Here is a 21,102-nt window from a genome sequence, read left to right on the forward strand (position 1 = left end):
CAATTTGTAAAGGATAAAAATATTAAATCCACTTAAATTGCTAACACACTTACTGCCTACCCAATATTTGGAGCATCCTGCCTACTTCAATATCCATTCGAGAAAAAGCAAACCATTTTTTGCCCAGGTCTTTGAGTGATGCCCCAATATGGTAAAGCTGTGTATTGTCAATAATTAAAAAACGGTCGTGGGCATCGGAGAAAATCTCAATATCTATTACAGTATATTGGCTGTTGTAGCGTTGTAAATCCAACCGTAACTGGTGACTGATACTTTTGGTAAGGATAGTGGCAGTTACATTATCATTGCGCTTACCCAATAAAGTAAGCACCGTATCATCCACATAATTGTCAAGCAGGATAATGGAACTTCCGGCTTTACGGATAATATCGGAAACAAAAGCATTGGCATCAAAGACCTGTCCGTTGTAAAAGATACCTTTTTCGCTGTGCAGCTTGTCGCTTTCCAAAGCCTTAAAAATCTCTTCAAATTTTTGGTCGGCTTCCAGTTGCTTCAATTCAATACTATCTAACCGATGGAACAAAGAAGCATTGCTAATGAGCATACGCCGCATTTCTACAAAGGCTTCCATTATTTGAACGCTCATTTTTACCGCTATATCGGAACGGAGTATGGCAGATGCCATTGCAACCCCTTGTTCAGTAAAAACATAGGGTAAATAACGTCTTCCCCCGTAGTTTAAACTTGAGGTTCCAAATTGGAACCTCAAGTTTTCAACTTCCTTTTCAGTCAATTGAAAGCAGAACGAAGCAGGAAAACGCTCGATATTCCGTTTTACGGCTTTGTTAAGGTTCTTTGTTTCCACCTGATACAAGGAAGCAAGGTCGCTATCCAACATCACTTGTTTGCCCCGAATAGTATAAATCAGGTTCCTTATTTCTTTGGGTACTATAGGCTGCTTATTTTCCATTACGCTTATTGCTTTTGTTTTTTTCAAACTCAAAGGAGGTTTCTGCATTTTCTTTCAGCACGATGTAAGCATCGAATTTCTTTCCTGCTTTGCTTGTCATTCCTTTGATTAAAGCCGTTTTGCCTTTATTGACAAGGCTTACAATATTTTCGATACTGATTTGTACCCCGCAGACGGTACGGAACTGCACCCAGTTACAAGCCTCATCAGCACATTTCACAATCTTATCACGAATGATGAGTTGCTGACTTTTGCATTTCGGACAGGTCAATTTTGGCTGATTAGTATTTGCAATGGAAGTTTGCAGCAGTTCATTGGTAATAGATTTCGCATAGGTTTCCATTTCTTTTTGAAATGTTCCTGCATCCGCTTCGTTGTTTTCAATTTTCTGCAATGCCAGTTCCCATTCTGCGGTCATAGCTACATCTGCAATCTTGCGTTCTTTAACAAGCCCGTACACCTGCAATCCTTTTTCCGTAGGTATTAAGGAACGCTTATCCCTTTGGATATAATTACGGGTAAACAAGGTTTCGATAATGGCGGCTCTTGTTGCAGGAGTACCAATACCAATATTTTTCAGGGCTTTCCGTTCTTCCTCGTTTTCAATTTCTTTTCCGGCGGTTTCCATAGCCGATAAAAGTCCGGCTTCTGTATAAAGCACTGGTGGTTTGGTTTGCTTTTCCAAAACGGCAGCTTCCTTTATTTTAAGTTCGTCGCCTTTAGTCAGTTCGGGTAGTTCCTGTACTGGCTCTTCGCCATCATCGGTAAAACTTCCTTTGATGGAACGCCAACCCGCTTCCTGAATTTTACAGCCTTTTGCTGTAAAATCATAGTGCAACACCTGCAATGATACATCGGTTATTTCTTTGACACAGGCTTGTGATATGGCTTCGAGCAGGCGAAGTGCAATCATATTGTAAATCTTATCTTCATCTGCATTCAGTACAGACGGCACTTTGTCGGTAATCAATAAACCGTGATGGTCCGTTACACGGAGGTCATTCACGATACGTTTATTGAACCGTCCCCATTTGATTTTGCTAAGGGCTTGTTTGCAATCTTCACGGTTCTGCAATGCCCGCACAAGGTTGGGAATTTCTGCCCACATATCTTCAGGTATGTATTTGCTCCCGGTACGGGGATAAGTAATAAACTTCTTTTCGTACAGGCTTTGCGCAATATTGAGCGTTGCTTCAGCGGATAATTTCAGTCTTTTGTTGGCTTCCTTTTGCAAGCCCGTCAAATCAAAAAGCAAGGGCGGTTGTTCTGTAACGCTTTTGGTTTCTACCGATGTAACAGTTGCAATTTCACTGCGCTGAATGGCTTTCAGCGTATCATCAGCAAGATGCTTTTCATCCCACTTGGTAACGGAAATACTTTTGAAATCAACCTGTGCTTTGTGATGGAGCAATTGTATCTGCCAGTATTTCTTTACAGAGAAATTTTTGTTTTCGAGATAGCGTTTGCATATCAAAGCTAATGTTGGCGTTTGCACTCTTCCGAGCGAGTAAATGCCATTGCCTGCGGCAATGCTCAACGCCTGTGTAGCGTTGATGCCTACAAGCCAATCGGCACGGCTTCTGCCTTGTGCAGCCTGATATAACCCGTCAAATTCTTTTCCATTTTTCAGGTTGTCAAAGCCCTGCTTAATTGCCTTTTCTGTAAGCGAACTAATCCAAAGGCGTTCAAACGGCTTGTTGCATTTCAGGTATTCATAAATGTACCTGAAAATGAGTTCGCCCTCACGACCTGCATCGGTCGCCACGATAATGCTATCGCTTTTATTGAACAGTTCTTTGATTACTTTCAGTTGCTTTAATGCGCCAGTATCGGCAGTATAGCCTTTATCTTTTTTGACCTTGCGAACGGTCAATAAAAACGGGTTAGGCAATATTGGCAAAGCGGCTTTGTCAAATCCCGTATTCCCATAATCTTCGGGCATTCCCAGTCCTATTAAATGACCGAATGCCCACGTAACTAAATAGCCGTTACCTGTCAGGTAGCCGTCCTTTTTTTCAGATGCTCCCAACAAGACAGCTATCTCCCTTGCTACGCTTGGTTTTTCTGCAATAATTGTTTTCATACTGTATTACATTTTTCTGCCTTTGGATTTTGCAGGAGTTTCAGGCTTTTCCTGTTGTTCCTGCTGCTTTTCATTTTTCGGTCTTTGTTGCCCGGACTTCAAAGGCTCTTTGATGTTCTTGGTTGCTTCAATTGTCTTACCCTCTGAATTAACGGCTGTCTGTGTTTTATGGGCTTCGGCAGTTTCTACCCGTGCTTTATACTGACCGGGAAATTCAAAGTTGGTCTTTCCGGTATCTTTGTCGAAAGTGATATAACCCTTGTAAGGTTGGTCTTTTTTATCTTTCAATTCCACATATATGGTTTGCCCGGCTTTGAACTTGTTGTACTGCTCATCATCGAGTTCTTTGCCCCTGAAAGTTTTTGGGGCTTCCTGCGGTTGGCTTTGCTGATTATTCTGCTGATTACCCTGTTGATTGTTTTGTTGGTTGGTTTGCGCCTGCTGATGGTTATTGCTTCTGTCAAACAGGAACTCTACATATCGTTTGTCCGCATTAAACTGTACCGTTGCAGAAAACTCTGTTCCTTTGGTAGAAATCATACCTTCCAGATAAAGCGGTTTGCCTTCCATTAAGGTTTGCTTTTGCTCGTCATTCAGTTTCACACCTTTTAACTCATCAGGTATTTTTATGAAATCAGTTCGTAATGCCACCACGTCATTGGTAAGCCTGTCAATGCTGATAATAGACGGCATCAGTTCGCCTGTTTTAGAATTTACCAAATTGACTACACGCCCCATATTGCCCGTTTCAAGCAGGTTTTTCTTGTCTTCGTCCGTAAACTTGTGACCGAAAAACTCAAAATGGAGGTTAGGCTCTTTTTTGATACCGTGTATTGCCACGATAACATTGCCGTCTTCCGCTTGCTGTAAAGACAAGCGGGCATCCGTGCGCAGAATAGAACCGCCGAGGTTAATACCTATCGGTAAGAGTTCATTGGTTTTGTAACCTCTTAATAGAGGGTCAAGCAAGTTTCTTTTTTCAAGATACTCTTTGCTTAATCCGAGGTTTTTCATTGTGTCCCAATCAATCTGCTCCGGCTTGTAGCGATATTCGCTCGTTTCCGTTGTTGTTTGTGCTGTTGCCATATTATTTTGATTTTCTTGTTTTTTGTCCTGTTGCGGTTCTGCCTTTACTTCGAGTTCTTTCAGCACTTTTTCGCCGTCGGGACTGGGCTTATCCACGTGCTTTTGTAATTCTTGTGCTTTTTCAGCACCAATAGGGGCGGGTACTTTGAAGAAAGTAAAGTTTGTAGGGTTCTTCAACTGGCTGAAAAAATTGGAAAAGAAGTTGGAAAAGAAATCGCCGCTTTTGTCCACACGCATAAACTGGTTTTGGTTTTTCTTTGTGGGTTCCACGGTTTCCATTTTCCCGTTTTCGTCGATACTCTTTACTGCCTGGATTTTCATTTTCTCTTTATCCAGTACGAGTAATATGTCCGAAAGCTGTTCGGGCATTTCCTGTTTATTGGTTGTTTCTTCACTCATATTCTGAAAATTTTAAAAGTTCGCTGTCGAATGTAAAGGAAGCCTGCACCGAATTGCACTATGTGGCACTCAAAGGCAGTGTTTGTCACTTATTGGCATTCAGTTTGGGTAAAGGCGGGTTAAAACTTTCCCTGATGAACTGATGCACATCGGATAGTTTGTAATACAATTTTCCGCTGATAGTATAGTAAGGCAGCTTACCTATGGAGCGATACCGTTGCAGGGAACGGTTGCTGATTTTCAGCATTTGTAATAAATCCTGATTATCCAATAATTCTTCGCCGTCTATACTATTGCGCTTCTTTTGCAAATCGTCTATGTGGTTGCCGAGAATGTCAAGCCTATCCATTATGCGTTCCATCCACGCCACAAATTCCATTTTGTCAATATTCATACCCTAAACTTTTACTTATTACCTGATTTCATTTTTCTGCCTTGTTCGATGTAGCTTTTGCCTTTCGCCATAAGCTGCTCCACATACTCATCGGTGGTCTGCACGGCATTGGCGTTCAGCATTTCCTTGATTGCGCCAATCGTATAGTAATACTGCCCGTACATTTTTGAAAAGGCTATCTGCCCGTTGGTGCGCATACGCCACAATGTTTTTTCGCTGATGTGGAGGTACTGGCAGACTTCGTGATTGTTTAGCCACAAACTATCGTAGCTTGTATCTTCCAGTTTGAGGATATATTCGCTGATGGCTTTCAACCGTTCGTTAAGGTGCTGCCACACTTCTTCGTCAACTGTTATAATATTCATAGCAATAATGTTAAATGTTCACAAGACAAAATTCAGAAGTGTGGCAGTGTTTGTCCGCCAATGCTTGCCAATTGAAAAAGCGGTTTTTTGAAAATTTTACAATTTCCCAGACAACCTTATTAAATAAGCGTTTCGGCAGATTTTCCAATTTTTGGGATAAGGAAATATACCCGTTCGCCAATTGCCATATATTGGCGAACGCAGGCACAAAAAAAAGCAATACGGAATGCGTATTGCTTTCAAAGCCTTTACGGACGGGCTATTTATAAGTCCTTATCCATATACTCTTCAAGTGCCTGCTTCAACTGGTCTAAAAACAAGGTGCGGCAACCTGAACGGGTTTTCATACGGTGGAATGCGTGATGCACGTCGGTCAGTGAAATTCGGAACAAGACCTGTGAAATGGCGGCGAGCTTTCGGATGCCGACCTTACCGCCCGATATAGCACCCGAAGCATACAGGGCATACATCAACTCAATCAGGGCGTTTTTGCTGTCCGTCCAGGAAAGTTCTTTGATGTCGTCTACGTTCTGAAAAAAGGTGTTGGGATTTTCTTCGGGGCTGATTTTGGTTAAGAGATAGGCGTATAACAGGTCGTTGGCGAGGATGCGGGCTAATTTGTAATCGTAATATGTAGAGAATTGCGGGTCGATTTCAAAAACGTAGCTGTTAAGCCCATCAAGGTAATTTATCTGCCCACGCTTAAAATATTCGTGGTCTTTATCCACCCTGCCCGAACGGTAGTAGCGATAAAAATGGGAGTTGCAGATGTGTTCCCTAAACTCAATCTTTAGCTCCGTTAAATGGTTCGAGAAATAGTTATGATACATTTTCCCGTTATTGACCGGGCACGAGGTTTCTATCCGGTAGAGCTTGTTATAATAGATGAGTTTGCCCAGGATTTGGGGCTTAATCATTTTAAAGAACTCAATCTCTTTTGCATCGTTCTCAAATCCCGAACTTAGCACACATTCTTTTGCCGAAACCAATAGCTCCTGAAGAAAGACCGTCATTTGAAAAGCCTCTTCAATTAGCCCCGAGCACGTAATTGAAAGTTTCCGCTCCTGCTCCTGAATTTCGGTAACAATAGTTCCTAATAACTTTCTCATAGTAGGGAGGATTACGTTATCAATATCAGAGTACCTTAGCAAAGGTTATTAATAAACAGCACTTTAACCGCCAATATTCCCCTACAATGGGGAATATTTTAGCTATTTCCCCCTATGAAAACCGTCATTTGCATCACTTAGTCACTCATAATCAACAAATACTTAATTTTTAATCTTAAATTTGTGGTTGCGTATTGATGCAACAAAATGAATTGTGATTTAGCGAAATATGAGTACATTATTTATCAAAAATATGGTCTGCAACCGTTGCATTCTCGTAGTTCAGAACGAACTCGACAGGCTCGGCATAGAGGCTACCAATATAAAACTGGGCGAAATAATCCTTAAAAAAGATTTAACCACAGCAGAGCGTGAGGCGTTGGAAAACGTTTTAGACCCTTTGGGTTTTCAGGTCATCGACGACAAGAAGAGCCGGATGATTGAGAAAATAAAGAACGTTATCATTGACCTGGTACACTATCAGGACAACGATGCGAAAACCAATCTTTCGGACGTGTTGAGCGATGCGCTGCACCACGATTACAATTACCTTAGCAACCTGTTTTCCGATATTGAGGGTACGACCATTGAGAAGTACTTTATCGCACAGAAAGTAGAAAAGATAAAAGAACTGTTGGTGTACGATGAGCTGTCGTTAAGCGAGATTGCCGACCGTATGAATTATTCGAGCGTGGCATATTTGAGCAACCAGTTCAAGAAAGTAACAGGGCTTACACCGAGCCATTTCAAGCAGATACGGGAAGACAAGCGCAAGCCACTGGATAAGGTTTAAGTAAATCTTACAAATCAAACCCAGAATTTCACAATAGAACTCCTCTTTTTTGTTGCCACCTTTGCATTATGAAAATAAAGCAATCGAAATATGGCAACCAATAGAGAAACAATTTACATTCCTTTAGAGGATGTAGAAAGCGAGCACTGTGCATTAATTGTCGAAAAAGGACTGGCACAGGTAAAAGGCGTAGAAACCCACAAAGTAGAGCTAAATAACCGCCGGGCGGCTATTACCGTTAATGATAACGAGGTAGTAGGCGAAGCTGTAAAAGCAATTAAAGATTTAGGCTACGGCGTTCCCACTGTTAAAAAGACTTATCCCGTTTTAGGTATGACCTGTGCATCTTGTGCAGGCAGTGCCGAGAGTATGGCAAAATATACGCCGGGCGTAGTAAGTGCCGAAGTGAATTACGGTACGGGAAACCTTAACGTTGAATTCCTGCCGAATATAACCAGTTCCGAGCAAATCAGGAAAGCGGTACAGGACGGCGGTTATGACCTATTGCTCGAAGACGAGAGCAAGCAACAGGAAACTTTAGAAGCTATCCACGCCGAAAAATTCAGAAAACTTAAAAACAAAACCATTTGGGCGGTAATCCTATCGCTACCGGTGGTCATTATCGGTATGTTCTTTATGGATATGCCTTACGGTAATGAAATAATGTGGGCATTCGCCACTCCGGTAGTTTTATGGTTAGGTAAAGACTTCTTTATCAATGCGTGGAAGCAGGCAAAACACCGTTCTGCCAATATGGACACGTTGGTCGCATTAAGTACAGGTATCGCTTATCTGTTCAGTGTATTCAATATGCTGTTTATGGACTTTTGGCATCAAAGAGGTTTACACGCACACGTGTACTTTGAAGCCGCAGCCGTAATCGTTGCCTTTATTTTATTGGGTAAGCTATTGGAAGAAAAAGCCAAAGGCAATACCTCATCAGCCATTAAAAAGCTGATGGGCTTGCAACCGAAAACGGTTATCGTAATAGAAGCAGACGGCACGGAAAGACAAAAAGCCATCGAAGATGTAAACGCAGGCGACATTATTTTGGTTAAGCCGGGCGAAAAAATTGCGGTGGATGGTACAGTTGTATCGGGCAATTCGTATGTAGATGAAAGTATGCTAAGCGGCGAACCTGTTCCGGTACTGAAAAAGGAAAACGAAAAGGTATTTGCCGGAACCATCAACCAAAAAGGTAGCTTCCAGTTCAAAGCGGTAAAAGTGGGTAAAGAAACAATGCTTGCCCAAATCATCAAAATGGTGCAGGATGCACAGGGAAGTAAAGCACCCGTACAAAAACTGGTGGATAAAATCGCAGGTATTTTCGTTCCGGTAGTAATCGGTATTGCTATCCTGACATTTATTCTTTGGTTCTTCTTAGGAGGCGAGAATGGTGTTGTACAAGGTCTTTTAGCAGCCGTTACTGTATTGGTTATCGCTTGTCCTTGTGCTTTAGGCTTGGCTACTCCTACCGCTATTATGGTAGGCGTTGGTAAGGGTGCAGAAAACGGCATCCTGATTAAAGATGCGGAAAGTTTGGAATTAGCGAAGAAAGTAAACGCTATCGTACTGGATAAAACAGGTACGATTACCGAGGGAAGACCACAGGTTACAGGCATCCAATGGCTGAACAATGACGATGCGACGAAAGATGTTTTATTGAGCATTGAAAAGCAATCGGAGCACCCATTAGCGGAAGCCGTTGTGAAAAATTTGGAGGGCGTTTCTACAACGGTATTATCAAACTTCGACAGTATCACAGGTAAAGGCGCAAAAGCCGATTACAACAACGACACTTACTATGTAGGTAATAAAAAACTGTTAGCCGAAAACAACATTACCATTGCCGACCAACTGCAACAGCAGGCAGACGAATGGGGCACACAGTCTAAAACCGTTATATGGTTTGCAAACAGTAAACAAGCTCTTTCTGTAATCGCTATTTCCGACAAAATTAAAGAGACATCGGTACAGGCTATCAAAGAAATGCAGGATGCGGATATCGAACTGTATATGTTGACGGGAGATAATGAGGCTACCGCCAAAGCTATCGCCGAGCAAACTGGTATCAAGCATTACAAAGCCGAAGTTTTGCCACAGCACAAAGCTGATTTTGTGAAAGAACTGCAACAGCAAGGCAAAGTAGTAGCAATGGTTGGCGACGGTATCAACGATAGTACTGCACTGGCGACCGCCGATGTAAGTATCGCAATGGGTAAAGGTTCGGATATCGCAATGGACGTGGCTAAAATGACCATCATTTCATCAGACCTTACCAAAATCCCGCAGGCGATTAGATTGTCAAAACAGACCGTTGCGACCATTAAGCAAAATCTGTTTTGGGCGTTCATCTACAACCTTATCGGTATTCCGATTGCCGCAGGTATTCTTTACCCGATTAACGGTTTCTTACTGAACCCGATGATTGCAGGTGCAGCGATGGCTCTAAGTAGCGTGAGCGTAGTAAGTAACAGTTTACGTTTGAAGTGGAAGAAGTAAATCTTACAAATAAAACACGGAATAACGAACTAAAATAAAATGTTTTGCTGCCGAAATTTGCGGCAGCAAAACAATAATAAATAGAATATGGGGCACAACCACGACCACGGGCACAACCACTCGCACAGTGCGAATAAAAAGACCCTGACCATTAGCTTGGTTATCATTACGGTGTATATGGCAGTAGAGGTAATCGGCGGATTACTGACTAACAGCCTTGCACTATTAGCCGATGCCGGGCATATGTTGAGCGATGCAGTATCATTGTTCATTGCATTGATGGCATTTAAGTTCAGCAGCAAGGTTGCCAACTACGGCAAGACCTACGGCTACAAAAGATTTGAAATATTAGCGGCGGTTATCAATGGCGCAACGCTGATACTGATTTCAGCCTATATCATTTACGAAGCGATAGAACGCTTCCAGAACCCGCCGGAAATTCAATCAAGCGGTATGCTCATCGTGGCATTCATCGGCTTACTCGTTAATGTGCTTGTAGCCTGGATAATGATGCGTGGGGCTGACGTAAAGGAAAACCTGAATATGCGGGGAGCCTATCTGCACGTAATCAGTGATATGCTCGGTTCTGTTGGTGCAATTATCGCCGCATTGCTTATTATGTTCTTTGGTTGGGGATGGGCAGACCCTTTGGCAAGTATCATCGTTTCGATACTGGTATTGAGAAGTGGGTATTTAGTTACCAAATCATCGGTACACGTATTGATGGAAGGCACACCCCAAAATGTTGAAGTGGATAAGGTCACTGAAAAAATCCTTAATACCGATGGTATTAAAAGTATCCACGACCTGCATATTTGGACAATTACAAGTGGCTTGAATGCACTTACGTGCCACGCCGTTGTAAATGAAAAAATGACTATTGGAGAAAGTGAAATATTACTTCGTAAAGTAGAACACGAATTAGAGCATATGAATATTCATCACGTTACCATCCAGTTGGAAACATCAGCACATCTACACGATAATTCGGTATTATGTATTGTAAAGGCTGAACCGTCAGGGCACGACCAGCATACTCATTAATCTTGCTGGAATAAAATCAAGTTTTTAATCTCTAAAAAATAAATAGAAATGAAAGTAAACAAATTATTAATAGGTGCATTCGCCTCGTTAGCGATTTTCTTAGCATCTTGCGGGGGCGATACCAAAACAGCAAAAGACGGACACGCACACACCGAGGGCGACGGGCACGACCACGCTACGGAACAGGTGGTTGAAAAAACCACCGAAAAAATTACAGCAAAAGACAGGAACGAAAAAGGCGAGCTGATTGATGCCCACGGAGATTTGATTACAGGCTGTCCTGGTCATAAAGAAATGATAGGTTCAGAGGGTGATATGTGTCCGAAATGTGAGTATATGACTATGATACCTATCACTTGGGATATTACCGGGGTTGATACCGTAAGGGTAACAACATTGGCCGATTACAATCCTCCTGCCGACAAACTGAAAAAATAATATAGAACTTAGCTTTATTGCGTTTGCTAAAACGGCGGTTCCTTAATTGGGACTGTCGTTTTTTTTATTCTAATTCTTTACAGAAATAATATTAGGCAGGTTTTATTTATATAGCCTGATATTAAGAAATATCAAATCAGTAAATCTTACAATTCAAACAAGGAATTTTACAAAGCATTTCTTTTGCAAGGGACTGATATTTGTTAGAAACAGTATAAAATCTATTTTCTTAATTTTTTAAATTTTATATTATGATACAAACAAAATTTCAATCGTGTATCGAGGCTTGCCTGAAGTGCGTAGCTATCTGTAACCAATGTGCCATCGCTTGTTTAAATGAAGATGATGTTGCACACGTAAAAAAATGTATCCAGTTAGACCTGGAATGTGCAGCTATTTGCCAAGCGGCAGCAAACGTATTAAGTCTTGATGGTAAATTTAGCAAAGAGATTTGCAAACTATGTGCTGACATTTGCAACGCTTGTGCTGAAGAGTGTGAGAAACACGCTGCAATGGGTATGGAGCATTGTAAAGAATGTGCAGAAGCGTGCAGAGCTTGTGCAAAGGCTTGTGAGGAAATGGCAGCGTAATACTGGCATTTTTTTTTGTTTAAAATTCAGAGGGTTCTTGCAGCCCTCTTTTTTGTGCCCTGTCCAATCAGTAAATATCACAAATCAAACACGGAAAAGCGTAATGAGGAAGTGACCTTATGTACTGAAATTTGCACTATCAGACAACAAAATAAAATCTCAAATAGAAATGAAAAAGTTAGTGTTAGCATTGTCGGTAATCGCATTTACTGCCTGTAACAACAATCAGCAAAAAGACAAGACCACACAGGAGAGCAATCAGCCTGTAATAGAAGAAACAGTTGCCCCCGCAGAAACAGGGAACGAAAATGTAATTACCATTAGCGGCGGCGATGATATGAAATTCGACAAAACCGAACTGAAAGCCAAAGCAGGCGAAACCTTAAAGCTCATTTTAAAGCACATCGGAAAAGCACCGATTGAGGCAATGGGGCACAATGTTGTTATACTTGCCCAGGGCACAGACTTCAACGCTTTTGCCAATGCTGCGATAGATGCTAAGGACAACGGCTACATACCTAAAGGAATGGAAAACGCCGTAATCGCAAAAACGGATATGATTGGCGGTGGGCAAACCACAGAAATTACCTTTACGGCTCCGGCAAAAGGCTCGTATGATTTCCTGTGCTCATTTCCCGGTCATTACATCTATATGAAAGGTAAATTAATCGTGGAATAGAACGGCGATTTCAAAATCAGTAAAAATCACAAATCTTACAGGGAATACCATAATAGTAACACCCCGTTTAATACGGAAATTTGTATCACAATAAAAAATAAGTTCAAAATGAAAAATGTAGAATTAAGCATACCAGATATGCAAAGTGCACACTGCCAGTCGAGAGTAAACGGAGCAATCAAAGATATTGACGGCATTAAAGTAGAAAAACTGGAAGCAGGAAAATTATCTGTTTCAGTTGAAAACGACGAAGTGAAAGAAGAGTTGGTTGAGGCGATTGAAAAAGCAGGCTACAAAGTTGGCGGCGACGACAGCGAAAAGGCTTCAAGTTGTTCAACAGGATGCTGCGGATAAGTTTTGGACAGTCCCGGAGCAAGTACACCAGTACTTCTCCGGTATTTTTTACCAAAGCTACCCACCGTATGAAACAGTTAAATCTCGTTCCATAAATAAAAAGCAATGTTACAGAAACAAAATTCAGGCGACTGTTCGGAGATAATGACGAAAGTTTGCAATGTAGCAGACCGGATTATACAGAACAGATTGGACACAGGTAAATCTGCACCGTTTGCCGTACAGCTTACAAACGAATTGAAAGCAGATTATCACCAGTTGAACAATCTGTTTCTTGTTAAATGTGATATGAGCCTTGAAATTATCTATATCAGGCGCATTATCGAAAAGGTAAAAGAGTTACTGGTGTACACCGAGCAATCGCTGTCACAAATCGCAAAAGCGTTAGGCTATCAAAAGCCGACGGAACTATCCGAGCAATTAATGACCTATACGGGATTAACGTCTGCCCATTTTAAGCAGATAAGAAAAAACAAGCTCGAAATCATCAGAAGACAACAGGAAAAGCAAAACGAACTATAATTATCAGAACAGCAAACTAGAAGTCTTTATGAAACCTCGCTTTGTGTACAGGAGCAGAGGTTTTCTTTTTATCAGCAATGCAAGACAGGAAAAACCGAGGGATGAAGAAATACACGTGGCGAACACATAAAATTATAAAGGAAACCGAAGATACCATTACTCTATACTTTGACACGGAGCAGCAGGCGTTTACCTACCTGCCCGGTCAGTACCTCAACATCAGGCTTACCGTAAACGGCGAACTGCTCATACGTTCGTATTCGTTCAGTTCTGTGCCGTCTGACGAATTTCCCGCCATTACTATTAAAAGGGTTACAGGTGGAAAGATGAGCAATTACATCTTAGATAATGCAGACAACATCGAAACCTGGGAAATAGAAGCCCCATTTGGCAGCTTTGTTTTAGAAAAACCGATAGCCGAGCAATCCCAAATTGTTTTACTGGCAGGCGGTAGCGGTATTTCTCCGTTATATGCAATGCTGAAAAGCGTTGAAAACAGCAATCAAATACCCTTACTGGTGTACAGCAATAAAACACCGGAAGAAACCATATTTTGGAATGAACTGGAAGCGATGCAGGCAGCGCAAGAATTGAATATTTGTTATTCCTTTACTACACCTGATTTTATTTCCACCAAACTCAACCACGTTGCAGGCAGGTTCAATCTGCTTGTTTTACGTTCGGTCATTAAAAGACTGGTTGGCGAGGTTGCTGAAGCCCATTATTACATCTGCGGACCCAATGGGCTGATGGATTTATACCGGGATGCATTAACGGGTTTGAACATTCCCGAAGACCATATCCATTTGGAATACTTCGACCCGGTTCCGGAGAATGCGGGCGATTTGGAAACGGACGGTACTGTTAAGGATGTGATTGTAAACTATTACGAGGATTACTACGAGAACGAGGAAAAGCAAACGTATGAATGCACATCGCTCATTGAGGTGCAGCCGAAGCAGTCGCTTCTGGATGCGATGAAAGAGCACCATATCAAAGTGGCGAGTTCCTGTAAGAATGGAACCTGCGGGGCTTGTTGGGCAGTAAAAACCGATGGCGAAGTTCGGATGCTCCATAACGGGGCACTGACAGAACAGGATATGGCAGAGGGAATAATTTTGCTGTGCCAAAGCTACCCGATGAATGCGGATGTTTGTGTTACGGTACAGTAATATCCATATAGAAAGAGGGCAAAATTACAGCTTTTTATAGCTGCTGTTTTGCCCTTGTTGTTTTATCATTCTTTTTTTAGTGCCAGTTTGCGGAGCATTGCCGTACTCATACTATCGGTATAAGCACCATAAGCCGTAACCAAAATTCCTTTTAAACCGTCTTTCGAGGCAATGCCATATACCGTAGCCTCATCGCTTGGGTTGCTTTCGCCCTCATAGCGATAGACCTGCTCAATCTCAAAATCATCATTGGTATATTTGTTACCGCCGCAGATTAAACAGTTCTCTTCGAGGTTGAAATCCACGTTATACCCCTCGTTGCGTAGGTTCTGTATCGCTACCAAAACCGTAGCGTATTTGTACGTTACATTTGTCATAGTAATAGTATTTTAAATTGCTGCTTACCGTTCCCTACTTTCCTGTCAGAAATCTTCTTTCAGTAGGTCTTTGAGCTTCCGGTGCTGTATGCACAGTTCGGCATACATTGTTTTCAGCCTGCTGTTTTCTTCGTTTAAATTTACCAATTCTACAAGAATATCCATCCCTAAATCCTTGTATTTGTGTTTCAGTTCAAAAATGTTCGTGCCGTAAACGCCGTATTTCTCGAAAAGTTCCAGTCCGCTTTTGCCTGCGTTGTAATCTTTCAGCACCTTTAAAACCTGATGTTCGTTGCTCTTTTTGTTCTTCATTTTTATACGGATGTTGTCTGTTACAAAATTCCGTAAGATGGTCGGAAGTAGCTATGTACTTTTCCTTGTTTAGTTTATGATATTTAATGTTACTGCACCGATTTTCATAAAATTTCACAAAACAAAGCCGGAATATCATAATAGTTTGTCGGGGACAAATGCAGAATTTTGACCATTGAATAAAGGAACTTATACATTTTAGAAGCTATGACACTATTAATAAAAGGAATGGTGTGTAATAGATGTACCTATGTTCTTGAACAGGAATTGACAGCGTTGGGTTTTGAGGTTTTGGATATAAAACTGGGGCAAGCCATCATAAAGGATACGACAGACTTTTCGCAGAAGTTGGGAGTAATCAAAACGATGCTGAAAGGCATCGGCTTGGAACTGATGTACAACAAAAACCAAAAGACAATAAACAGGATAAAAGAGTTGGTGGAGAAAGGTATCACGTTGCAACTGCAAAGCGGCAAACCTACCAAATTCACAACCTTAATCAGTGGCAAGCTGCACAAGAACTACGATACATTGAGTGCCTTATTCTCTTCAGTGGAGGGAATTACACTCGAAAAGTACATCATTCGTCGGAAGATTGAAAAAGTAAAAGACCTTTTGGTACATACCGAAATGTCGCTGACCGAGATTGCCCACGTACTGGGGTACAGCAGTCAGGCATACCTTTCCAACCAGTTGAAAAAACACACGGGCTTTACATCAAGCTATTTCAAGCAGGTAAAGCAGGAACACGGGCAAGCCGTTACTATGCAGATGGACGAAGCGCAAACCCCGCATTAAGGGTTTTTCAATCCATCCCCAAGCATTTTGCTATTTTTTTAATGCAGGCATCGGAGCTACTGAAACATCAGTAGCTCTGTTTGTTTCAGGCAGATACCACCAAATCAAAAAAGTAAATTTCACAACTTTTACCCGTCATTTCGTATAGCTGCACCTTATCTGTAACCCGACCTTTGCCTCTGTATTTAAAATTTTCAAAGTTTAACTAAACAAAGAAGCGTAACAAAATAAATGTAAGATGAGAACAAGTAAAATTGGTTTGTTATCCCTCTTCCTTATCGGAGCCGGATTGATACAGAGTTGCAAACAAAAAAAAGAAAAACAGTTAAAAGATGAGCCTCCGGTAGTAACCGTAGCCACTATCAACAGTTCGGAAACCGAGCAATCCGTTTCCTATTCGGGTTCCATTGTTCCCGACAATATGACCACCGTAAGTTTTGCCGTTCCCGGCACGATTAACAGCGTGGGTGTGAATGAGGGGCAGCGAGTGAGCAAAGGACAGTTCCTTGCAAGCATTGATGCCACCGAGTACGAAGCAGCATTGCAGATTGCCAATGCCAGTTTAGAGCAGAGCCAGGATGCGTTCAGAAGATTTGATGAACTGTACAAAAAAGGAAGTTTCCCTGAAAAGGATTACATCGACATCAAAACCAAAGTAGCGCAGGCAGAGGCCAATAAAAAAATCAACCGCAAGCGCATTGCCGACAGCCGTTTGCATTCGCCTACCAATGGTATCATTACCGTGAAAACTGCCGAGGTTGGCGGTATGGCAGCACCGGGCGTTCCTGCCTTTACCATTGTAAAAACAGATATGGTATATGCTCAGTTTGCCGTACCCGAAAGCGAAATCGGCAGCTTTAAACAAGGGATGCAGGTAGATGTGAACATTCCTACATTGCAACGCAATTTTACGGGTAAAATCACAATCATTAATCCCGTAGCTGATGAAATTTCAAAAGCATTTACCCTTAAAGTACGCTTGGCCAATCCGGGCGGCGTGCTGATGCCGGGAATGATTACCGAAGTGCTTGCAGGCGTTCCGGTAAAGGTTAAGCAGGTACGTGTACCACTTACCGCCATCATCAACAATGTAGATAAAATCCCGCACGTGTACGTGGTGGATAAGAATAACACAGCAAAGCTGAAAAGGGTTACAGTGGGCAAAATCGTAGGCGATGCGGTTATTATAACCGATGGTCTTAACGAAAGCCAGACCATTATCCTTGCCGGGCAAAACAACGTGAAAGACGGGCAGAAAGTAAAAGCGCAAACTACATCGGTAACAGCATCAGCCCCAAAATCTGAATAATTTATGAAAAGAAAGATAAACCTCATTGAAGCGGCAATGAAATTTCCGCAAGTACCGATAGCGATTACCGTTATTATGGTGCTTGCCGGGTTGATTTCATTAATGACGATGCCGAGAAGTGAAGACCCCCGTGTAACAGTTAGACAGGGGCTTGTTGTGGCTTTCTACCCCGGAGCCGACGAAGAGCAGATAGAGAAAGAAGTAACCGACAAGCTGGAACAATACCTGTTCGGTTTCGAGGAAATCAAAAAAGAAAAAACCCATTCGGAAAGTAAGCCCGGACAGGTGGTTGTAACGGTAGAATTGCAGGACTATGTAAAGGACACCAAAAAATTCTGGAATACTTTACAGCACGGTTTGGATGCCAATATGCCTTTAGCATTGCCACGGGGCGTACAGGGACCGTATGTGAACAGCGATTTCGGCGATGTGGTTGTTCAGATGATTGCCGTATCAGCCCCCGGTCGTTCTTACGCCCAGTTGGAAAACTATTTGGATGAACTGGAAGACGGCATTAAGACGATACCGTCCGTTTCCAAAATCAAGCGTTACGGCGGACAGAAGCAGCAGGTATTTATTACCCTGCGAGAAGATGTATTGAAGCAATACGGTTTCGGTATCAACGAAATCACAAACACATTAAGCCAACAGAATGTAACTATTCCGAGTGGCGATATTGAAATTGACAAAAACCGTTTCCTTATTTTCACGGATGCGCAGTATCAGAATGAAAATGAAATCGGGAACCTGATTGTATATAGTTCCCCGCAGGGCGGCAATATCCGTTTGCGGGATATAGCCAACATCGAGAGAAGATATGAAGACCTGAAAAGCAAAATTACCGTTTCAGGAAACGATGTAATGATGCTGACCGTAGAAATGCAGCCCGGACAGAACATTGTCGATTTGGGTAATGCGCTGACACAGAAAGTTGCTGAAGTAAAAGAAATCCTGCCATCAGATGTGCAGGTCAGCACCATTGTTGACCAACCCGAAGTGGTTGATATGAATTTGGGGCATTTCTTTATCGAGTTCGGTATCGCCATTGCAGCCGTTATCTTGGTCGTAATGCTCCTGCTGCCGTTCAGGGTTGCCACCATTTCAGCCATTGCAGCACCCGTTACCATTGCCGTAACATTTGCTATCCTCAATTTGTTGGGTATCGAAATGCACCAGGTTAGTTTGGCGGCAATGATTATCGTACTGGGGATGGTGGTCGATGATGCCATTATCGTAGTGGATAATTACATCGAGAAAGTGGACGAAAAAATACCGTCGTGGACTGCCGCCTGGCAGAGTGCCACGCAGTTGATGGTTCCCATTTTCACGGCTACGCTTACCATTGTCCTATCGTTTCTGCCGTTGGCATTTACGCTTACCGGGCTTACGAGAGAGTTTGTGCAATGGATACCGATTACCGTAAGCATAGCTTTGGCAGTTTCGTTCCTTGTAGCCTTGTTCCTTACGCCGTATATGTGTTACCACTTCCTGAAAAAAGGATTGAAAAAGCACGATGATAAACCCAAAAAACGCAATTTCTTAGACCGGATGCAGGACGGTTTCGACCGGGCAATCGAGTTCTGTATGAAATGGCAGAAAACTACGTTGGTAGCAGGTTTGGTTATCTTCTTACTGTCTTTCGTGGTAGGTAGTCAGGTTAAAACCGAATTTTTCCCTATCGTGGAAAGAAACCAGTTCAACCTTGAATTGTGGATGGATAACGGTACGAATATCCACGAAACCGAAGCAGCCGTTAAGAAGATAGAAAAGGAAATTGCAGGCGATAAGCGCATTGTAAACACAGCAAGTTTTATCGGTACAAGCTCGCCACGTTTCTACTCTACCTATGCACCGGAGCACCCACGGGAAAACTTTGCGCAGGTATTCATCAATACCACAAGCAAAGATGCAACGGCAGAAATGATAGACGAGTATGTACAGAAATTCAACAACTACCTGCCGAACGGTTATGTGCGGGTTAGGCAGCTAAGCAAGAAGCAGCAGCCCGCACCGATTGAAATCCGTGTGATTGGCAAGGATATGACCGAGCAGAAAAAAGTAGCCAAGCAGGTTGCAGCATTACTGGAAAACACTAAAGGTTCTAACTGGGTGCGCACCGATTATCAGAATGATTATGTAGGGCTGAAAGCCGTGGTTAAAGAAGATGTAGCCTTGCGTTTGGGCGTTACCAAAGCGCAGATAGCACAGGCATTGGGTGCAAAGATAAAAGGATACCCGGTATCGCAGATGTGGGAGGGCAATAAAGCCATCGACATTGTATTGCGTACAGACGAAAGCGACAGGGAAAATCTGGATGCTTTGGGCAATATGTACATCAATTCAACATTCGGTGCTAAGGTTCCTCTAAAGCAGGTGGTAGATTTACAACCGTCGTGGCATACTGGGGCTATTGTACACCGTAACGGGTTAAGAACCTTAACCGTTTCTTCCGAAGCGCAGTTGGGCAGAAAACCCGCAGAAGTATTTGCAGAAGTACAGCCTAAAATTGACAGCCTGAAACTGCCGAAAGGCATTAAGATTGCCTACGGCGGCGAGTATGAGGATGGACTGGAAAGCGGTCCCAAAATGGGAAAGGCTTTTATGATAAGTTTCGTTCTCATCTTCCTTGTGCTGTTATTCCAGTTCAAGCGTGTGGGTAAAGTATTCATTGTACTGGCTTCGTTCCCGTTGAGTTTACTGGGCGCAATGTTGGGCTTGTTCCTTACAGGGTACGAGTTCGGGTTTATGGCAATCATCGGTATTACCGCCTTACTGGGTATCGTAGTCCGTAACGGGATTATCCTCGTGGACTATGCAGATGAACTGGTAAGGGAGCACGGTCATACGATTAGAGAAGCAGCCCTGTTTGCAGCTAAACGAAGAATGCGACCAATCTTCCTTACCTCAATGGCGGCAGCAATCGGTTTGATACCGTTAATGGCGAGTGGCTCGCCGGAATGGGGACCGATTTCAAGTACCATTTCAATCGGTATTCTGGTATCAATGATTACCACATTATTTATCGTTCCGGTACTGTATTACAGGTTCGTAAAACCACCTAAAAACAAACAATCGGATGAACAGCACGAGCGCAATACCGATACCGATGTTCACCACCAAAAATATTTATCATAAAAAGGGATGATGTTACAGAAAAGATATAAAACAGTCATAAAGGTTTTTATATGCGGTTTCGTTCTTTTGCAGGGAACAAACAACCTCTTTGCACAACAGCAGCTAACCCTTGCGGAAAGCAAAGAACTGGCATTAAAAAACAATAACAGAATAGGCAAAGCTAAAGAAGACGTAATTGCCACCCAATCTGACAAACTGATTGCGGATGTGGCGGGCAGACCAAAACTGGATGCTTCGGCAACCGCCTTTTACTTTGGCGAACCATTGAACACAATGCTGCCCGAATATGGGTTTGCACCGATGGTCAGCATTACACAGCCGATTTATACAGGCGGTAAGATTAAGTACGGCAGGCAAATGGCAGAAACCAATATACAGATGAGCAATGCACAACAACGATTGGTGGAAGACGAAGTATTACTGGCTACCGAAACCGCTTACTGGCTTGTGGTGCAGGCAAAGGAAGAAATCAAACTGGAACAGCAGGTTAAAAAGCAACTGGCTTCGCATTACACATTCCTGAACAACCAGTTTGAAGCAGGATTGATTTACAAAAACGATGTATTACGGGCAAAGGTACTCCAGAACGAAAACGAAGCCCGTTCGCAGGCTGCTGAGAATAAGCTCATCCTGGCAAAAAGAAGATTGAGCCAGTTAATCGGGATAGAAGCCCCGACAGGTATAGAGGTAGCCGATACATTGAGTACGGG

At 42.5% G+C, this 21,102-nt stretch carries 21 protein-coding genes; 13 read left to right on the forward strand and 8 right to left on the reverse strand.

Annotation, left to right across the window (positions count from 1 at the left end; all coding sequences use genetic code 11):
• Positions 1–49 precede the first annotated feature (49 nt).
• The 6 genes from B3317_RS11040 to B3317_RS11065 all read right to left on the reverse strand — a co-directional run bounded on the left by B3317_RS11040 (position 50) and on the right by B3317_RS11065 (position 6,367).
• A complete protein-coding gene (locus B3317_RS11040; protein ID WP_291111427.1) occupies positions 50–931 on the reverse strand; it encodes an ORF6N domain-containing protein in 882 nt (293 codons plus the stop codon).
• Positions 921–3,014 carry a type IA DNA topoisomerase gene (locus B3317_RS11045; RefSeq protein ID WP_120181167.1) on the reverse strand — a complete coding sequence of 698 codons (2,094 nt, stop codon included), beginning with the start codon at positions 3,012–3,014 and terminating at the stop codon, positions 921–923. The genes B3317_RS11040 and B3317_RS11045 overlap by 11 nt, the downstream gene beginning before the upstream one ends.
• Positions 3,015–3,020: 6 nt before the next feature.
• Positions 3,021–4,499 carry a DUF3945 domain-containing protein gene (locus B3317_RS11050; RefSeq protein WP_291111431.1) on the reverse strand — a complete coding sequence of 493 codons (1,479 nt, stop codon included), beginning with the start codon at positions 4,497–4,499 and terminating at the stop codon, positions 3,021–3,023.
• A gap of 85 nt (positions 4,500–4,584) precedes the next feature.
• Entirely contained in the window at positions 4,585–4,893 is a 309-nt protein-coding gene (locus B3317_RS11055; RefSeq protein WP_120182552.1) for a helix-turn-helix domain-containing protein, read from the reverse strand.
• Between the two features lie 11 nt (positions 4,894–4,904).
• The gene (locus B3317_RS11060; protein WP_120182553.1) at positions 4,905–5,258 is read right to left on the reverse strand and encodes a helix-turn-helix domain-containing protein; all 354 of its coding nucleotides are present in this window, start codon (positions 5,256–5,258) and stop codon (positions 4,905–4,907) included.
• 263 nt (positions 5,259–5,521) lie between these two features.
• Complete coding sequence (locus B3317_RS11065; RefSeq protein WP_120182554.1) at positions 5,522–6,367, reverse strand: RteC domain-containing protein; 846 nt, start codon at positions 6,365–6,367, stop codon at positions 5,522–5,524.
• Positions 6,368–6,596: 229 nt separating this feature from the next.
• Here B3317_RS11065 and B3317_RS11070 point away from each other — a divergent pair, with 229 nt between their 5' ends.
• The 9 genes from B3317_RS11070 (at position 6,597) to B3317_RS11110 (ending at position 14,461) form a co-directional block, all read left to right on the forward strand.
• Positions 6,597–7,160 (forward strand): helix-turn-helix domain-containing protein, encoded by a 564-nt coding sequence (locus B3317_RS11070; protein ID WP_120182555.1) that lies wholly within the window; start codon positions 6,597–6,599, stop codon positions 7,158–7,160.
• Positions 7,161–7,250: 90 nt separating this feature from the next.
• Entirely contained in the window at positions 7,251–9,662 is a 2,412-nt protein-coding gene (locus B3317_RS11075; RefSeq protein ID WP_291111438.1) for a heavy metal translocating P-type ATPase, read from the forward strand.
• Between the two features lie 87 nt (positions 9,663–9,749).
• Positions 9,750–10,706, forward strand: coding sequence for a cation diffusion facilitator family transporter (locus B3317_RS11080; protein WP_120182557.1), 957 nt, complete (start codon positions 9,750–9,752; stop codon positions 10,704–10,706).
• Positions 10,707–10,754: 48 nt separating this feature from the next.
• Positions 10,755–11,144, forward strand: a complete 390-nt coding sequence (locus tag B3317_RS11085) for a hypothetical protein (protein ID WP_120182558.1) — start codon at positions 10,755–10,757, stop codon at positions 11,142–11,144.
• A 251-nt stretch (positions 11,145–11,395) separates the two neighbouring features.
• A complete protein-coding gene (locus B3317_RS11090; RefSeq protein ID WP_066436100.1) occupies positions 11,396–11,734 on the forward strand; it encodes a four-helix bundle copper-binding protein in 339 nt (112 codons plus the stop codon).
• 169 nt (positions 11,735–11,903) lie between these two features.
• A complete protein-coding gene (locus B3317_RS11095) occupies positions 11,904–12,413 on the forward strand; it encodes a plastocyanin/azurin family copper-binding protein (protein ID WP_120182559.1) in 510 nt (169 codons plus the stop codon).
• A gap of 108 nt (positions 12,414–12,521) precedes the next feature.
• Entirely contained in the window at positions 12,522–12,767 is a 246-nt protein-coding gene (locus B3317_RS11100) for a heavy-metal-associated domain-containing protein (protein ID WP_091520400.1), read from the forward strand.
• Between the two features lie 105 nt (positions 12,768–12,872).
• Positions 12,873–13,289: a helix-turn-helix domain-containing protein gene (locus B3317_RS11105; RefSeq protein WP_120182560.1), complete on the forward strand. Its 417-nt coding sequence runs from the start codon at positions 12,873–12,875 to the stop codon at positions 13,287–13,289.
• Positions 13,290–13,390: 101 nt separating this feature from the next.
• The gene (locus B3317_RS11110) at positions 13,391–14,461 is read left to right on the forward strand and encodes a flavin reductase family protein (RefSeq protein WP_249601191.1); all 1,071 of its coding nucleotides are present in this window, start codon (positions 13,391–13,393) and stop codon (positions 14,459–14,461) included.
• Between the two features lie 65 nt (positions 14,462–14,526).
• Here B3317_RS11110 and B3317_RS11115 read toward each other — a convergent pair whose 3' ends face one another.
• Complete coding sequence (locus B3317_RS11115) at positions 14,527–14,838, reverse strand: hypothetical protein (protein ID WP_120182562.1); 312 nt, start codon at positions 14,836–14,838, stop codon at positions 14,527–14,529.
• Between the two features lie 45 nt (positions 14,839–14,883).
• Positions 14,884–15,150, reverse strand: a complete 267-nt coding sequence (locus B3317_RS11120) for a hypothetical protein (RefSeq protein WP_050377136.1) — start codon at positions 15,148–15,150, stop codon at positions 14,884–14,886.
• Between the two features lie 207 nt (positions 15,151–15,357).
• On the opposite strand from B3317_RS11120, the gene B3317_RS11125 reads away from it, so the two are divergent.
• The 4 genes from B3317_RS11125 to B3317_RS11140 all read left to right on the forward strand — a co-directional run.
• Complete coding sequence (locus tag B3317_RS11125) at positions 15,358–15,948, forward strand: helix-turn-helix domain-containing protein (RefSeq protein WP_120182563.1); 591 nt, start codon at positions 15,358–15,360, stop codon at positions 15,946–15,948.
• Between the two features lie 238 nt (positions 15,949–16,186).
• Positions 16,187–17,257 carry an efflux RND transporter periplasmic adaptor subunit gene (locus tag B3317_RS11130; RefSeq protein ID WP_120182564.1) on the forward strand — a complete coding sequence of 357 codons (1,071 nt, stop codon included), beginning with the start codon at positions 16,187–16,189 and terminating at the stop codon, positions 17,255–17,257.
• Positions 17,258–17,260: 3 nt separating this feature from the next.
• A complete protein-coding gene (locus B3317_RS11135) occupies positions 17,261–20,392 on the forward strand; it encodes an efflux RND transporter permease subunit (RefSeq protein ID WP_120182565.1) in 3,132 nt (1,043 codons plus the stop codon).
• 6 nt (positions 20,393–20,398) lie between these two features.
• Positions 20,399–21,102: TolC family protein (locus tag B3317_RS11140; protein WP_291111452.1), on the forward strand; the 704-nt coding region annotated here is incomplete at its 3' end.

It is taken from the genome of Dysgonomonas sp. UBA7710, assembly GCF_002482385.1.
Lineage (GTDB): Bacteria > Bacteroidota > Bacteroidia > Bacteroidales > Dysgonomonadaceae > Dysgonomonas.

Excerpts from the sequence above, each read along its gene's own strand:
- B3317_RS11120 (WP_050377136.1), bottom strand. The coding sequence starts at position 15,150 with ATGAAGAACAAAAAGAGCAACGAACATCAGGTTTTAAAGGTGCTGAAA.
- B3317_RS11135 (WP_120182565.1), top strand. The coding sequence starts at position 17,261 with ATGAAAAGAAAGATAAACCTCATTGAAGCGGCAATGAAATTTCCGCAA.
- B3317_RS11040 (WP_291111427.1), bottom strand. The coding sequence starts at position 931 with ATGGAAAATAAGCAGCCTATAGTACCCAAAGAAATAAGGAACCTGATT.
- B3317_RS11050 (WP_291111431.1), bottom strand. The coding sequence starts at position 4,499 with ATGAGTGAAGAAACAACCAATAAACAGGAAATGCCCGAACAGCTTTCG.
- B3317_RS11070 (WP_120182555.1), top strand. The coding sequence starts at position 6,597 with ATGAGTACATTATTTATCAAAAATATGGTCTGCAACCGTTGCATTCTC.
- B3317_RS11115 (WP_120182562.1), bottom strand. The coding sequence starts at position 14,838 with ATGACAAATGTAACGTACAAATACGCTACGGTTTTGGTAGCGATACAG.
- B3317_RS11075 (WP_291111438.1), top strand. The coding sequence starts at position 7,251 with ATGGCAACCAATAGAGAAACAATTTACATTCCTTTAGAGGATGTAGAA.
- B3317_RS11110 (WP_249601191.1), top strand. The coding sequence starts at position 13,391 with ATGAAGAAATACACGTGGCGAACACATAAAATTATAAAGGAAACCGAA.
- B3317_RS11100 (WP_091520400.1), top strand. The coding sequence starts at position 12,522 with ATGAAAAATGTAGAATTAAGCATACCAGATATGCAAAGTGCACACTGC.
- B3317_RS11060 (WP_120182553.1), bottom strand. The coding sequence starts at position 5,258 with ATGAATATTATAACAGTTGACGAAGAAGTGTGGCAGCACCTTAACGAA.
- B3317_RS11085 (WP_120182558.1), top strand. The coding sequence starts at position 10,755 with ATGAAAGTAAACAAATTATTAATAGGTGCATTCGCCTCGTTAGCGATT.
- B3317_RS11125 (WP_120182563.1), top strand. The coding sequence starts at position 15,358 with ATGACACTATTAATAAAAGGAATGGTGTGTAATAGATGTACCTATGTT.
- B3317_RS11080 (WP_120182557.1), top strand. The coding sequence starts at position 9,750 with ATGGGGCACAACCACGACCACGGGCACAACCACTCGCACAGTGCGAAT.
- B3317_RS11090 (WP_066436100.1), top strand. The coding sequence starts at position 11,396 with ATGATACAAACAAAATTTCAATCGTGTATCGAGGCTTGCCTGAAGTGC.
- B3317_RS11045 (WP_120181167.1), bottom strand. The coding sequence starts at position 3,014 with ATGAAAACAATTATTGCAGAAAAACCAAGCGTAGCAAGGGAGATAGCT.
- B3317_RS11105 (WP_120182560.1), top strand. The coding sequence starts at position 12,873 with ATGTTACAGAAACAAAATTCAGGCGACTGTTCGGAGATAATGACGAAA.
- B3317_RS11065 (WP_120182554.1), bottom strand. The coding sequence starts at position 6,367 with ATGAGAAAGTTATTAGGAACTATTGTTACCGAAATTCAGGAGCAGGAG.
- B3317_RS11130 (WP_120182564.1), top strand. The coding sequence starts at position 16,187 with ATGAGAACAAGTAAAATTGGTTTGTTATCCCTCTTCCTTATCGGAGCC.
- B3317_RS11055 (WP_120182552.1), bottom strand. The coding sequence starts at position 4,893 with ATGAATATTGACAAAATGGAATTTGTGGCGTGGATGGAACGCATAATG.
- B3317_RS11095 (WP_120182559.1), top strand. The coding sequence starts at position 11,904 with ATGAAAAAGTTAGTGTTAGCATTGTCGGTAATCGCATTTACTGCCTGT.